The organism is Roseobacter sp. SK209-2-6, from assembly GCF_000169455.1.
Lineage (GTDB): Bacteria > Pseudomonadota > Alphaproteobacteria > Rhodobacterales > Rhodobacteraceae > Pseudophaeobacter.
The window spans coordinates 1-13595 of sequence record NZ_AAYC01000004.1 but is presented as its reverse complement, the minus strand read 5'-3'; the positions used below and the strand labels follow the sequence as shown (position 1 = coordinate 13595).

12 protein-coding genes are annotated in these 13595 nt (G+C 60.3%); 8 read left to right on the top strand and 4 right to left on the bottom strand.

The features are described 5' to 3' along the window. Nucleotides 1-128: 128 nt before the first annotated feature. Nucleotides 129-1613: an AMP nucleosidase gene (locus RSK20926_RS07470; protein ID WP_008205534.1), complete on the bottom strand. Its 1485-nt coding sequence runs from the start codon at nt 1611-1613 to the stop codon at nt 129-131. Next, a complete protein-coding gene (ade, locus tag RSK20926_RS07465; protein ID WP_008205532.1) occupies nt 1610-3412 on the bottom strand; it encodes an adenine deaminase in 1803 nt (600 codons plus the stop codon). Before ade ends, RSK20926_RS07470 begins: the two co-directional genes overlap by 4 nt. Before the next feature lie 152 nt (nt 3413-3564). Between ade and RSK20926_RS07460 the strand changes: the two genes are divergently transcribed. Further along, nucleotides 3565-3984 (top strand): VOC family protein, encoded by a 420-nt coding sequence (locus RSK20926_RS07460; RefSeq protein WP_008205531.1) that lies wholly within the window; start codon nt 3565-3567, stop codon nt 3982-3984. 115 nt (nt 3985-4099) lie between these two features. On the opposite strand, the gene RSK20926_RS07455 is transcribed toward RSK20926_RS07460, so the two are convergent. Further along, entirely contained in the window at nt 4100-5005 is a 906-nt protein-coding gene (locus RSK20926_RS07455) for a LysR substrate-binding domain-containing protein (protein WP_008205530.1), read from the bottom strand. 124 nt (nt 5006-5129) lie between these two features. Between RSK20926_RS07455 and RSK20926_RS07450 the strand changes: the two genes are divergently transcribed. The 3 genes from RSK20926_RS07450 to RSK20926_RS07440 all read left to right on the top strand — a co-directional run bounded on the left by RSK20926_RS07450 (nt 5130) and on the right by RSK20926_RS07440 (nt 7955). Continuing rightward, nucleotides 5130-5885, top strand: coding sequence for a class II aldolase and adducin N-terminal domain-containing protein (locus RSK20926_RS07450; RefSeq protein WP_037254306.1), 756 nt, complete (start codon nt 5130-5132; stop codon nt 5883-5885). A gap of 123 nt (nt 5886-6008) precedes the next feature. Beyond that, nucleotides 6009-6857, top strand: coding sequence for a 3-methyl-2-oxobutanoate hydroxymethyltransferase (locus RSK20926_RS07445; protein ID WP_157133069.1), 849 nt, complete (start codon nt 6009-6011; stop codon nt 6855-6857). A 60-nt stretch (nt 6858-6917) separates the two neighbouring features. Next, nucleotides 6918-7955, top strand: coding sequence for a sterol desaturase family protein (locus RSK20926_RS07440; RefSeq protein WP_008205524.1), 1038 nt, complete (start codon nt 6918-6920; stop codon nt 7953-7955). 164 nt (nt 7956-8119) lie between these two features. Here the strand turns inward: RSK20926_RS07440 and RSK20926_RS07435 are convergent, their stop codons facing one another. Continuing rightward, nucleotides 8120-9076, bottom strand: coding sequence for a GlxA family transcriptional regulator (locus RSK20926_RS07435; protein ID WP_037254304.1), 957 nt, complete (start codon nt 9074-9076; stop codon nt 8120-8122). Between the two features lie 78 nt (nt 9077-9154). On the opposite strand from RSK20926_RS07435, the gene RSK20926_RS07430 reads away from it, so the two are divergent. Genes RSK20926_RS07430 through RSK20926_RS07415 form a run of 4 tightly spaced genes read left to right on the top strand, consistent with a single transcriptional unit; the run spans nt 9155 to nt 13470 of the window. After that, nucleotides 9155-10318 carry an acyl-CoA dehydrogenase family protein gene (locus RSK20926_RS07430; RefSeq protein ID WP_008205521.1) on the top strand — a complete coding sequence of 388 codons (1164 nt, stop codon included), beginning with the start codon at nt 9155-9157 and terminating at the stop codon, nt 10316-10318. Between the two features lie 3 nt (nt 10319-10321). Beyond that, nucleotides 10322-10630 (top strand): SelT/SelW/SelH family protein, encoded by a 309-nt coding sequence (locus tag RSK20926_RS07425; RefSeq protein WP_008205519.1) that lies wholly within the window; start codon nt 10322-10324, stop codon nt 10628-10630. A 6-nt stretch (nt 10631-10636) separates the two neighbouring features. After that, on the top strand, nt 10637-12673 hold the full coding sequence (locus RSK20926_RS07420; RefSeq protein WP_008205516.1) for an acetate--CoA ligase family protein: 2037 nt from the start codon (nt 10637-10639) through the stop codon (nt 12671-12673). Beyond that, on the top strand, nt 12670-13470 hold the full coding sequence (locus RSK20926_RS07415; protein WP_008205515.1) for a carnitinyl-CoA dehydratase: 801 nt from the start codon (nt 12670-12672) through the stop codon (nt 13468-13470). The genes RSK20926_RS07420 and RSK20926_RS07415 overlap by 4 nt, the downstream gene beginning before the upstream one ends. The last annotated feature ends 125 nt before the right edge of the window (nt 13471-13595 follow it).

Sequence of the window (13595 nt, the reverse complement as noted above, 5' to 3'; positions counted from 1 at the left end):
TAAACTGCCCGAACTGTGGGGCCTCATCGCGCAACATTATCGTTATGTTGTGTACGAACACAACGCGTAGTGTAGGGAAACCAAGCGAAAAACTGCGTTTTTTCACAGAAAACAGTGGAAAACTCCCCTCAGAGGAAGGCTGTCTCGTCAAAGGAGCGCAGTTTCCGGCTGTGGAGACGCTCCAACGGCATGGATCTGAGCTGTTCCATAGCTCTTATTCCAATCTGCAGATGGCGTGCAACCTGTGTCTGATAGAACTCAGAGGCCATGCCGGGCAGCTTCAGTTCGCCATGCAGAGGTTTGTCCGAAACGCAAAGCAAGGTACCATAGGGGACCCGGAAACGGTAGCCATTGGCGGCAATGGTGGCGCTCTCCATGTCCAGGGCGATCGCACGGGACTGGCTGAGCCGCTGCACCGGGCCGGACTGGTCGCGCAGCTCCCAATTGCGGTTGTCGATGGTGGCGACGGTGCCGGTGCGCATGATGCGCTTGAGGTCATAGCCCTCATATTCGGTGACCTCGGCCACCGCCTGTTCCAGGGCAATCTGGATTTCCGCCAGCGCCGGGATCGGGGTCCAGACCGGCAGGTCGTCATCCAGCACGTGGTCTTCGCGCAGGTAAGCATGGGCCAGGACAAAATCCCCCAGCGCCTGGGTGTTCCTGAGGCCGGCGCAATGGCCGACCATCAGCCAGGCATGGGGGCGCAGCACCGCAATATGATCGGTGGCGGTTTTGGCATTCGAAGGCCCGACGCCGATGTTTACCAGGGTGATGCCTTTACCGTCCTTGCGCTTCAGGTGATAGGTCGGCATCTGCGGCAGTTTGGCGACCTCGGGGATCTCCTCGTCCGCGGTGGTGATCTCGTGATTGCCGGTGCTGACAAAACTGGTGTAGCCGCTTTTGGGATCCGCCAGCTGAGCGCGGGCATAGGCCTCGAACTCCGCCACGTAGAACTGGTAGTTGGTGAACAGCACGTGGTTCTGGAAATGCTCGGCATTTGTGGCGGTGTAATGGCTGAGCCGCGCCAGCGAGTAATCGATGCGTTGCGCCGTAAACAGCGCCAGCGGGCCGATGCCGTCTTCGGCATGATAGGTGCCATTGACGATATCGTCGTTGGTGGTCGAGAGATCCGGCACATCAAAGATGTCGCGCAGAGTGAACCCCGCTGCGCCTTCTTGTGGCACGGTCAGATCCGGGCGCGAGGCCACTGCAAAATGCACCGGGATCGGCGTCTCGGACGTGCCGATCGTGACCGGCTGTCCGTGGTTCTTGATCAAGAGCGCGATCTGCTGGATCAGGTAGTTGCGGAACAGATCCGGCCGCGTCACCGTGGTGGCATAGGTGCCCGGCGTGGAGACATGGCCATAGCTGAGGCGACTGTCGGCCTGGGCATAGCTGGAGGTAGTGAAACGGATCTCCGGGTAAAAGGCGCGGATGCGATTCTCTGGCGCCTCGCCCGCCCCCATGCTCTGCATAAACTCATCGCAGAGGAAATCGGTGGCCGCTTTATAGAGCTCCTCCAGCCGGTCCACCGCCTTGGCGGCATCGGTGAAGTTCTCGGCTGCGATCTCTGCCGGGTATTTGGTCACGGTTTCGGGTGCGGTTGGGGTCATGCGTTACTCTCGATCACCGGAATCATTTCAAAGGTGCGGACATCCACCAAGCCCAGATCAGAGATCCTCAGTTCCGGGATCACCACCAGGGCCAGCAGGGAATGCTGCATATAGGCGTTGTTGAGGGCACAGCCGCAAGCCTCCATGGCCTCACCCAGATTTTGCGCCTTGGCGGCCACCTCGGTGGCAGGGCTGTCGGACATCAGGCCTGCAATCGGCAGCTCAACCAGGGCCAGCTCCTCCCCGTCGCGGAAGAGTGTGACGCCGCCGCCGACCTCGGCCAGGCGGTTGGCGGCCAGGGCCATCTGCTCGCGGTCGGTGCCCACTACGATCATGTGGTGGCTGTCATGGGCCACGGTGGAGGCCATGGCCATTTTGCCTTGATAGCCAAAGCCGGTGACAAAGGCGTTGGTGACGCCGCCGGTGGCGCGGTGACGCTCGACCAGGGCGATCTGGCAAGTTTCACCGTCGCCCTCAACCAGCCCGTCGCGCACCGGCAGCTCAGCCTTCAGTGCCTTGGTCGGCGCCTGGTTTTCTACCATGCCGATGACATTGGCGGTGACGGCATTGGCGCCCTCCGGCGCATTGATCTCAAAATCTTTGCCGGTCAGCTCATGGCCCAGATGCACGGTGCCGCGGGCGCTGTCGGGCCAGTCGAGATGCGGGCATTCTACCTTGATAGAGCCTGATTCTGCCACGACCCGGCCGCGGGCGATAACCAGCTCGATCGGCAGGGTCTTCAGATCCGAGGTCAGGATCACATCGGCGCGGCGGCCGGGCGTGATCGAGCCCAGCTCGCGCTCGAGGCCGAAATGCGTCGCCGTATTGATGGTTGCCATCTGGATGGCAATCAAAGGATCACAGCCGCAGTCGATGGCATGGCGCACCACCCGGTTCATATGCCCGTCATTGACCAGAGTACCGGAGTGGCAATCATCGGTGCAGAGGATGAAGTTGCGCGGATCCAGGCCCTTTTCGGTGATCGCGGTGATCTGCGCCTCAACATCGTACCAGGCAGAACCCAGCCGCACCATGGCGCGCATGCCCTGGCGCATCCGGGCAATGGCATCGGCCTCGCAGGTGCCCTCGTGATCATCGGCCGGCCCGCCCGCCACATAGGCGGCAAAATCCGGTCCCAGATCCGGTGAGGCATAATGCCCGCCCACGGTCTTTCCGGCGCGCTGGGTGGCGGCGATTTCGGCCAGCATCTTGGGATCGCCATTGGCCACGCCGGGGAAGTTCATCATCTCGCCCAGCCCGATGATACCGGGCCAGGACATGGCTTCGGAGACGTCTTCGGCGGTGATCTCATAACCCGTTGTCTCCAGCCCCGGTGCAGAAGGCGCGCAGGAGGGCATCTGGGTAAAGATATTGACCGGCTGCAACAGCGCCTCGTCATGCATCAGCCGTACGCCCTCAAGACCCAGAACATTGGCGATCTCATGCGGATCGGTGAACATGGTGGTGGTGCCATGGGGGATCACCGCGCGGGCAAATTCCGCCGGGGTCAGCATGCCGCTCTCGATATGCATATGGGCATCGCAGAGACCGGGCATCATGTAGCGGCCCTTGGCCTCGATCACCTCTGTCTCAGACCCGGTGCAATATGATGCATCCGGCCCCACATAGGCAATGCGGCCGGATTTGATGGCGATGTCGTGATTGTCCAGCACTTCGCGGGTATGCACATTGACCCATTTGCCGCCGCGAATGACGGTATCGGCCGGGATTCGGCCTGCGGCGGTTTCGATCAATTGGGGAGCGGTGTCGGGCCAGCTGGGGAATGCAGTGTCTGTCATGTGCCAATTGTTATGATTGCGCGGCGGAGTTCAAGCCCCGCTTTTTTGTCTTTGTTAGAAAGACCTATTTAATTGACAAGAGAATGACACCGGGATTGGAGTGAACATCCAGAGGTTGAAATTCTCTGTGCAAAAGGTCAAGGAGACTGGTGATGGATCTGGGTAGCGTGGATGCAGATAGCTTTGGCAGGTCATTGCGAGGCATAGGTTTGAACCTCGTTGTTCGGGATGTACTTGCTGAAATCACCTTTTTAGAGACTGTTTTTGGGATGAAAGCCCATCAGCCAAGCAAGGATTTTGCGATCGTGACATATGAGGGGCAGATTTTTCAGCTCCACAGCGATGGAACCTATGCCAAAAACCCCCTGTTGGGGCTTTTGCCCGAAAACCCACCACGAGGCGCGGGAATTGAAATCCGCCTCTATGAGAGTGATCCTGATATTGCGGTTGAACAGGCCAGGGAAGCAGGCTTCACGATTTTGCAGGAGCCAACAGACAAACCTCATGGGTTGAGAGAAGCCTTTATTCTCTGCGATAATGGCTATGCCTGGGTGCCCAGCCGACCCAAGTAGGGCAGAGGCATCTTCGGACCGAAAAGCTGTCGGCTGAGCGGAGGCGAACGTACCCATTAGGGGGCGGGCGGGCGCGTACCTGCCGCTTGCACAGCAGGTTTGGCAGATCCTGCTTTTACTGCCTGAACCCTTCAGGCCAGTCCGTTCGGCCGATGCTTTCCAAAGCGATCTCGCCGCGCAGCCAATCAGCAAAAGCGCTGGCACTGGTGCTGCGCTCAGCTTGGGGGGCAAGCAGCAGGTAATAGGCCTCTGGCACCGGGGCACGGTGAGCAAAGGGGGCTATCAATCGCCCCTGGCGCAGCAAATCCCCTGCCATGATGTCATGGGCCATGCCAACGCCAGCACCTGCCACAACCGCTGGCAAGCAGGCCATATAGGTGGTGGTATAGGTGACGGGCGGATTGGGCCAGGGCAGACCCTGATCTTCGGCCCAGGCGGGGAAATTTGCCATCAGATTGGCACAGTCAAAGAGCCGGTGTTGATGCAGATCCTCCAGCATGACCTCATACCCAGGGGCGCAGACCGGATAGTAGTGCTCCCGGTGCAAAAGCTCGCCGCGCACCGTATCGGCCAGCCCTAGGGAAAAGCGGATCTCCACATCCGCCCCCTCGGCCATGCCGCGCGGCTCCCAGATCTCGGTCGAAATATTCAAGAGCACATCCGGATGCGCGTCATAGAACCGGCCCAGCCGGGGGCTGAGCCATTGCACCGCAAAGGAGATATTGCTTTGCACCTGAACCACGTTCTGCTGCGGACCGGAAATGGCACGGGTGCCATTCATCAGGGTGCGAAAGGCCTCCCGCACCACAGGCAGATAGGTGGTGCCGGTGGGTGTCAGCTCCAGCGCCCGGGGGCGGCGGTGAAACAGCGTCTTGCCCAGATGCGATTCCAGCCCTTTGATCTGCTGGCTGACAGCGCTTTGCGTCATGTTCAGATCGCGGGCTGCCCCGGTAAAGGAGAGATGCCGAGCCGCTGCTTCGAAGGTGCGCAGCCAGCCCAAAGGCGGGAGAGAGTTCTTCATGGGTATAAGTTTGCCATAAGTTTGGCTAATGGCAAGACCGCAAATTATTCGTTGGTCAAAGAGGGGTTTGCCGCGCAAGTTTTAGCGGACCAAGGAAATGCGGAATGAACCCCAGGAGGCCCCGATGTCTGTAACCGAGCTGCGTCCCAATATCGACCATTGGCAGGACCGCGTGGATCTGGCGGCCTGCTTCCGCTGGACCGAGCGGCTCAATATGCACGAAGGGGTGGCCAATCACTTCAGCCTGGCGGTGAATGAGGATGGCACCCAGTTCCTGATGAATGCCAATCAGATGCATTTTGCCCGCATCACTGCTTCGAACCTCCTATTTCTGGATGCCAATGATCCAGAAACCATGGATAAACCCGGTGCGCCCGATCCGACCGCCTGGGGGCTGCATGGCTCAATCCACCGGCTCTGCCCGCAGGCGCGTTGCGTGATGCATGTGCATTCGATCCATGCCACCGTGCTGGCTTCCTTGGCGGACAGCACCCTGCCGCCGATCGATCAGAACACCGCGACCTTCTACAACCGCTATGTCATCGACGAAGAGTTCGGCGGGCTGGCGTTTGAGAGCGAAGGCGCGCGCTGTGCGGCGATGCTGACGGACCCCAAGAAGAAGGTCATGATCATGGGCAACCATGGGGTTTTGGTGATTGGTTCTGACCCGGCGGATACCCTGAACCGGCTCTATTATTTCGAGCGTGCGGCAGAGACCTATATCCGCGCGCTGCAGACCGGCAAAGAGCTGCGGATCCTGTCGGATGACATCGCTGAAAAGACAGCGCAGGAGCTGGAAGACTATCCAAGCCAGGCTGAAGCGCATCTGCGGGAAATCAAGCTGATCCTGGACGGCGAAGGCTCCACTTACGCTCAATAGGCCTTATTAGAGCCTGATTTATACGCCTTTCAGGCGATCCTGATCCCCGGCCGAAGTTTGGCCGGACCTGTTGAGCTACCTACCGCCTGGACCAAAACACTCGACAAGAAAGGGCACCGCAAGATGAAGCGGATCTATGATTTCAGCCGCAATCCCGCCACCCGCAACTATACCATCGCCGATCTGAAGGCGCTCAAAGGCTCTGGCACAACCCTGTCGATGGCCAATCCGGCGGACCGGGATCAGATCCGGGCCTGTGTCGAGGCAGAGATCGACCTTCTGGTGGTTGGCACTGAGCAGATGGAGGATGTGCGCGAATTGGCCCCCAGCCATTTCACTGGCGCCGGCTCCAGTTGGGCGCAGTTCGGCAGCGATGATGAGATCGTGGCCCATGCCTTTGAGTCGATGCGCCGCGGGGCGGATATGTATTACACCCTCCGTTCCTTTGACGTGATGGAGCGTATGGCCTCCGAGGGTATCCCGGTACAAAGCCACATCGGTTTGATCCCGACCTTCAGCCATCATTGCGGCGGATTGCGTGCCTTTGGCCGCAAGGCGGAAGAGGCCATGCAGATCTGGACCACGCTGAAGCGGATGGAGGACGTAGGCGTCTTCGCGGTTGAGGCCGAGTGCATCGCCGAAGAGGTGCTGGAGGCGGTGAACAGAAAGACTTCGGTTGTCACCTTCTCGCTTGGTTCTGGCCTCGGCGGGGATGCGGTCTTTTCCTTTGTAGCGGATATCTGCGGCGAAGCCAGCGAAGAGGACAAGCCGCCAAAACACGCCCATGCATTCGAGCAGGTCGGGCGGCTGCACAAGCAAATCCACGAAGAGCGCGTAGCGGCGCTGGGAGCGTTCCACCGTGAAGTGCGGGCAGGCAACTTCCCCTATGCGCCAACGAACATTTCCATGCTGGCGGGCGAAAAGGAGAAGTTCCTGGAAGCACTCGACCGCTGGCAGCCGCTGCACAAGTGAGCGAGCCACCCACCATTCCACTTAGGACGGCCAGAGGAGCGGGCCGCTGGGAGAGCCAAAATGACAGATATCACTCCGGATTTTGACAAGGGCAGTGCCGCCTCAGGTGAGCCGCCGCAGCAGATGGAAGACATGAGCCCCGAGTGGAACTACCATCCCGATTTGCCGCTACAGAACCCATCGATCTTCCGATGGCCGCCCAATCCCGCCTTGCTGGCTTTGTGGTTCATGCGCAATTGGCTGATGCTGAGCGAGCGGGTGCTGATGCTGGGGGCGACCTTTGTGCTCTGGTGGTTCTTCTACCCCTCGCTTGAGACGGCGCAGAGCTTTGCCTTTGGCTGGATTGCGCAGATCTGGGTGATCAATTTTGTGATGATCTTCGCCGTGGCCGGGGGCTTGCACTGGTATTTCTACATCCGCAAGGGCCAGGGCAAAAAGCTCAAGTTTGAGCGCCGGGATCAGGGCCGCAACAACAAACTGTGGGATTTCAGCGATCAGGTGAAGGACAATATGTTCTGGTCCCTGGGCTCTGGCGTGCTGCAGCTGACGGGCTTTCAGGTTGTGACCATGTGGCTGATGGCCAATGGCTACACCCCTGTGATCAGTTTCGCAGAGAGCCCGATCTGGTTCCTGGCCTTCTTTGTGATCATCCCGATGTGGTCGGCATTCCACTTCTATTGGGTGCACCGGCTGCTGCATCAGCCTTTCTTGTATAAACGCGTGCATTCCCTGCATCACCGCAATGTCAATATCGGTCCCTGGTCTGGCTTCTCGATGCATCCGGTGGAGCACTTCATCTATCTGACCACGCTTTGCCTGCATTGGGTTGTGGCCAGCCATCCGCTGCACCTTTATTTCCACATCGTGTTCCAGGGGCCGGGTGCCGCGATGAGCCACACGGGCTATGAGGATCTCCTGATCAAGGACAAGCGTTGGTTGGCGCTGGGCACCTTCTATCACCAGTTGCACCACCGTTACTACGAGTGCAATTACGGCAATCAGGAGATGCCCTGGGACCGCTGGTTCGGCACCTTCCACGACGGCAGCGCCGAGGCCACTGCCGAAACCCGCGCCCGTAAGAAACGGATGTTCGGGTAAGTTGCGGCAAGTATCCGCCCGGCCGATCGGCGGGGCTGCGCCCGACCCTCCCGTCAAACCGCAGGTTCGCCTCCGGCAAAACGGGAGGGTGCTTTCGCACCCACCCAGGGTCAGGCGCCGCCCCTGCACTCACAAGCAAACGTTGCACTTTGTAGGGCGAAGCCCTAGGTGCCAGATCGCATCTGCCGCGGGGTGGCGCCGAACTCCTGACGATAGGCACGTGTCATGGCGCTAGGGTTGTCATAGCCACTGCGCAGGGCGACCTCCGAAATGCTCAAATCAGTCTCTAACACCAGCTTTCTGGCCTGTATCAGCCGCAAACGCCGGTAGATCGCCTGGGGCGTGGCGCCAAGCTGGGCTTTCATGCGCTGCTCCAGATCCTTGCGGTTGCGGCCCAGGCGGCGGGCGATCTCTTGGATCGTGAGGGGTGCCTCAATATGGTCCTGCATCAGGGAGAGGGCGCGCGCTACCGATCTGCTGCGCGCTGGGGTTTGGCTTGTAGAAGTCTGAATGGGTGCCTCGGTCACTTCCGGGCTCATAAACAGGGCAGCAACCTCAAGCCGCAGGGCCGGGCCATGGTGCTGACCAATCAGATCCATCATCAGGTCAAAGGCCGCCATAGCGCCGGAGCAGGTAACCCGGTCGCCGTCCTGGATGTGGCGCAGCCGTTGCGCCTGAACCTGGGGGAAATCCTCGGCAAAGCCGGGCAGTTCCTCCCAATGGATGGTAGCCTGCCGCCCCTCCAAAAGACCGGCCGCAGCCAGGAGCCAGGCCCCGGCATCAAAGCCGGCCATGATGGGATAGCGTCCGGCCGCAGCCCGCAACCCACGCAGCACCGCCTGGGTGCCAAAACGGCGATAGCGATAGCTGGGCAGGGCGATCAGCATTTCACCGCGGCAATCGGCAAGCCGGGCGTCGGGGCGCACCTCCATCCCCGCCGAAGACGTGGCAGAAGCCCCATCCAGCGTGACAAAGCGCCAGGCATAAAGCGGACGCCTGGCCAGGGTATTGGCAGCGCGCATCGGCTCAACTGTATTGGCCAGGCAGTGACCAGAGAAATCATCAAAGAGCAGCAGGTCGATCTGCTGCACTGCGGCGTTATCTTTTACCCAACTTTGCATGAAATTTTCCAAATCTGCACGAAATAACCCTAGCCCGGCGCTAAGCTGCCCGGCAAGCGAAACGGAAGGATATGCGCGATGCAGTTTGGCATGAGTGAAGAGCAGGCGATGATCGTCGAGACGACCCGCGCCTTTGTAGAAAAAGAGCTCTACCCGCATGAGCTGGAGATCGAACGCACCGGCCATCTGGACATGGAGGTCATCAAGGACATTCAGGCCAAGGCGATGCAAGCTGGGCTCTATGCGGCCAATATGCCGGAAGAGGTTGGCGGTGCCGGCCTCGATACCCTGACATGGCTGATGTATGAAAAAGAGCTGGGCCGCGCCAATTATGCGCTGCATTGGACCGGGGTTGCGCGCCCCTCCAATATCCTGCTGGCCGGCACCGATGAGCAAAAAGAGAAATATCTCTTCCCCTGCATGAAGGGTGAGAAATGGGACTGCCTGGCGATGACCGAGCCGGATGCGGGCTCGGATCTGCGCGGCATGAAGGCCAGCGCCCGCCAGGACGGGGATGACTGGATCCTCAACGGCACCAAGCATTTCATCAGCCACGCGGATATTGCTGATTTTGCCATCTGCTTTATGGCCACCGGTGTTGAAGAGACCCCGCGCGGGCCAAAGAAAAAGATCACTGCCTTTTTTGTCGACAAAGGCACGCCCGGGTTCGAGGTGCGCGACGGCTACGGTAATGTCAGCCACCGCGGCTATACCAATGCGGTGCTGGAATTCGACGACTGCCGCCTGCCGTCTTCCGCCATTCTGGGCGAGGTAGACAAAGGGTTTGACGTTGCCAACACCTGGCTGGGTGCCACACGGCTGCAGGTTGCGGCCACCTGCCTGGGCCGGGCTGAACGGGCGCTGCAGCATTCGGTTGAATATGCGGTGGAGCGCAAGCAGTTCGGCCAGCAGATCGGTAAATTCCAGGGTATCTCCTTCAAGCTTGCTGATATGGCTTTGGAACTGAAAGCGGCAAATCTGCTGACCTGGGAGGCGGGCTGGAAGTTCGACCAAGGTACCGTCACAGAGAGTGATATGTCCATGGCCAAGCTGAAGGCCACCGAGATGCTGGCTATGGTCGCGGATGAGGCAATCCAGATCCACGGCGGCATGGGCCTGATGGATGAGCTGCCCCTGGAAAGAATTTGGCGCGATGCGCGGGTTGAGCGCATTTGGGAGGGGACGAGCGAGATCCAGCGGCATATTATCAGCCGCGAAATGCTACGCGCGCTAGGAGGCTGACTGATGGCTGCGACCAACCCCGAAAAACCCAAGATCACCATTACCTATTGCATAGGCTGCAACTGGATGCTGCGCGGTGCCTGGATGGCGCAGGAGCTGCTTTCGACCTTTCAGGAACAGCTAGGCGCGGTGACATTGGTGCCGGGAGAGGTCGGAGGCATCTTTGAGATCACGCTCAATGATGAGGTGATCTGGGAGCGCAAGCGGGACGGCGGCTTTCCGGATGTGAAAGAGCTGAAGACCCGCGTGCGCGACCGGATCAATCCGCAGCAGGACCTGGGTCACATCGACCGGGCCAATTCGGGTGAATAAGTAGAAATGAAGTCTCTAAACAGGCTGTTTCGGCCCAAATCCATCGCTGTTGTCGGCGGCGGGGCCTGGTGCCGACTGGTCATTGAACAATGCAGCAAGATGGGGTTCGCCGGGCAGATCTACCCGGTGCACCCCAAGGTAGAAGAGATCGCGGGCTTGCCCGCCTATAAGGACGTCACCAGCCTGCCGGAGGCGCCGGATGCCACATTTGTTGGGGTCAACCGCTTTGCCACCATTGAGGTGGTGCGCGCCCTGGCTGAACGCGGTGCTGGCGGTGCGGTCTGCTTTGCCTCTGGTTTTCTGGAGGCTCAGGCCGAGGATGCAGAGGGCGCGGATCTTCAGGCACAGCTCTTGGATGCGGCGGGGGAGATGCCCTTCCTGGGGCCCAATTGCTATGGCTTTATCAACTATCTGGACGGTGCGCTGCTCTGGCCGGATCAGCACGGCGGCAAGCGGGTGGAGAAAGGCGTCGCTCTGATCACCCAAAGCTCCAATATTGCGATCAATCTGACCATGCAGATGCGTGGGTTGCCGGTTGCCTATACAGTGGCGGCCGGCAATCAGGCACAGTCCGGCATTGCTGAAATCGGCGAGGCACTGCTGGCGGATACCCGCGTCACCGCGCTGGGTCTGCATATAGAAGGCTTTGGCGATCTGCGCGCCTTTGAGGCGCTGGCGGAGAAGGCCCGCGCTCTGGGCAAGCCGATCATCGCGCTGAAAGTCGGTAAATCCGCCGAAGCCCAGGCGGCAACGATCTCTCATACCGCCTCGCTTGCGGGCGGTGACGCGGGTGCCTCAGCCTTGCTCTCACGCTTGGGCATCCCGCGTTTGGATGACCTGCCGTCTTTTCTGGAGGTGCTGAAGCTCTTGCATGTGACCGGGCCTTTGCCGTCCAATCGCATCGCTTCGATCAGCTGCTCCGGCGGTGAGGCGAGCCTGGCGGCGGATACCGGTCATGATATGCCGGTGGTCTTTCCACCGCTGAACGAGACTCAGCAGGTCAATCTGCGCGCGGCCCTAGGTCCGATGGTGGCCCTGGCCAATCCGCTGGACTATCACACCTATATCTGGCGCGATACAGAGGCGATGACCAAGGCCTGGGCGGCGATGATGGATCTTTCTTTGGCGATGACCCTGCTGATTGTCGATTTCCCCCGTTCTGACCGTTGTTCGGCGCAGGATTGGGACTGCGCCATCGAGGCTGCCATTGGAGCGCGTGCCGCGACTGACGCCAATGTCGCCATGGTGGCCAGCCTGCCGGAACTGATGCCCGAGGCTGTGGCGGAGCGGTTGATGGCCGCAGGCGTCGTACCCTTCTGCGGTCTTCGCGAAGCCTTGACCGCCTGTGCTGCCGCCAGCCAGGTTGCATCACCTGCTGCCGCGCCGCTCTTGCTACCAACACCAACAGTGGAGCCAAGTCTTGTCTCGGAAGCAGAGGCCAAGCAGCGGTTGTCTGACTATGGGTTGCGGGTGCCAAAATCCATCCGTGCCAGGTCCCCCGGTTCGGCACGGGCAGTCGCAGCAGATATCGGCTATCCGGTGGTACTCAAGGGCGAAGGTGTCGCCCATAAAACCGAAGCGGGGGCGGTGGTGCTGAACCTCACGTCCGGCGGAGCTGTCAGCGAGGCGGCCAGCCAGATGCCTGCGGAACGGTTTTTGGTCGAGGAAATGGTCACCGGCGCGGTGGCTGAACTGCTGGTGGGCGTGGTCAAGGATCCGGCGCATGGGTTTGTACTGACCTTGGCAGCTGGGGGCACCCTGACTGAGATCCTGGGCGACAGCACTTCGTTGTTGATCCCGGCGAGTGAAGCCTCTGTCAATGCGGCGCTGGACCGGCTTAAGGTGGCCAAAATGCTGGCAGGCTATCGCGGCCAGCCTGCGGCGGATCGAGCTGCGATCCTGCGGGCGGTGCAGGCGGTGCAGGACTATGTGCAGGCCGATCCGGTTGGCCTTGAAGAAATCGAAATCAACCCGCTGCTTTGCACGCCAGAGGATGCTGTGGCAGCAGATGCGCTGATGCGGAGAAAGGATATTTTGCGATGAGTGAAGCTGTAACGGACCATGGCCCCGTAAAGACCCGGCGCGTTGGCGCCATTCTCGAGGTCACGCTGGACCGGCCCAAGGCCAATGCCATCGACCTGGCAACCAGCCGGATCATGGGTGAGGTGTTTCGTGATTTTCGCGACGATCCCGAGCTGCGTGTGGCGATCCTGACCGGTGGCGGCGAAAAGTTCTTTTGCCCGGGCTGGGATCTCAAGGCTGCCGCCGATGGCGATGAGGTCGATGGTGATTACGGCGTGGGCGGCTTTGGCGGCCTGCAAGAGATGCGCGACATGAACAAGCCGGTGATCGCGGCGGTCAACGGCATCGCCTGCGGTGGCGGGCTGGAGCTGGCGATCTCGGCCGATATGATCCTGGCGGCGGAACACGCAACCTTTGCCCTGCCGGAAATCCGCTCTGGCACCGTGGCGGATGCCGCCTCGATCAAACTACCCAAGCGCATCCCTTATCACATCGCCATGGAACTGTTGCTGACGGGGCGCTGGTTTGGCGCCGAGGAGGCCAATCGCTGGGGCCTGGTCAATGAGATCCTTCCCGCAGATCAGCTGATGGACCGCGCCTGGGAGCTGGCACGGCTGCTCGCCTCGGGCCCGCCGCTGGTCTATGCCGCCATCAAGGAAGTGGTGCGCGATGCCGAGGACAGTAAGTTCCAGGATGCGATGAACCACATTACCCAGCGCCAGCTGCGGACGGTGGATGTGCTTTATTCCAGCGAGGACCAGCTAGAAGGCGCCCGCGCCTTTGCCGAAAAACGCGATCCGGTCTGGAAAGGACGCTGAAACAGCGCGCCGCAAGGTGCGCTGCCGCGCCCAAGGCTGCGGATGGTATCTGTGATGCCGTTCAAAGGCGCGGGAGCTCCCGCCTGTTTTAGCTCCTCCATGGGAGAACCTACACAGTTGGGCAT

Excerpts from the sequence above, each read along its gene's own strand:
- RSK20926_RS07470 (WP_008205534.1), bottom strand. The coding sequence starts at position 1,613 with ATGACCCCAACCGCACCCGAAACCGTGACCAAATACCCGGCAGAGATC.
- ade (WP_008205532.1), bottom strand. The coding sequence starts at position 3,412 with ATGACAGACACTGCATTCCCCAGCTGGCCCGACACCGCTCCCCAATTG.
- RSK20926_RS07460 (WP_008205531.1), top strand. The coding sequence starts at position 3,565 with ATGGATCTGGGTAGCGTGGATGCAGATAGCTTTGGCAGGTCATTGCGA.
- RSK20926_RS07455 (WP_008205530.1), bottom strand. The coding sequence starts at position 5,005 with ATGAAGAACTCTCTCCCGCCTTTGGGCTGGCTGCGCACCTTCGAAGCA.
- RSK20926_RS07450 (WP_037254306.1), top strand. The coding sequence starts at position 5,130 with ATGTCTGTAACCGAGCTGCGTCCCAATATCGACCATTGGCAGGACCGC.
- RSK20926_RS07445 (WP_157133069.1), top strand. The coding sequence starts at position 6,009 with ATGAAGCGGATCTATGATTTCAGCCGCAATCCCGCCACCCGCAACTAT.
- RSK20926_RS07440 (WP_008205524.1), top strand. The coding sequence starts at position 6,918 with ATGACAGATATCACTCCGGATTTTGACAAGGGCAGTGCCGCCTCAGGT.
- RSK20926_RS07435 (WP_037254304.1), bottom strand. The coding sequence starts at position 9,076 with ATGCAAAGTTGGGTAAAAGATAACGCCGCAGTGCAGCAGATCGACCTG.
- RSK20926_RS07430 (WP_008205521.1), top strand. The coding sequence starts at position 9,155 with ATGCAGTTTGGCATGAGTGAAGAGCAGGCGATGATCGTCGAGACGACC.
- RSK20926_RS07425 (WP_008205519.1), top strand. The coding sequence starts at position 10,322 with ATGGCTGCGACCAACCCCGAAAAACCCAAGATCACCATTACCTATTGC.
- RSK20926_RS07420 (WP_008205516.1), top strand. The coding sequence starts at position 10,637 with ATGAAGTCTCTAAACAGGCTGTTTCGGCCCAAATCCATCGCTGTTGTC.
- RSK20926_RS07415 (WP_008205515.1), top strand. The coding sequence starts at position 12,670 with ATGAGTGAAGCTGTAACGGACCATGGCCCCGTAAAGACCCGGCGCGTT.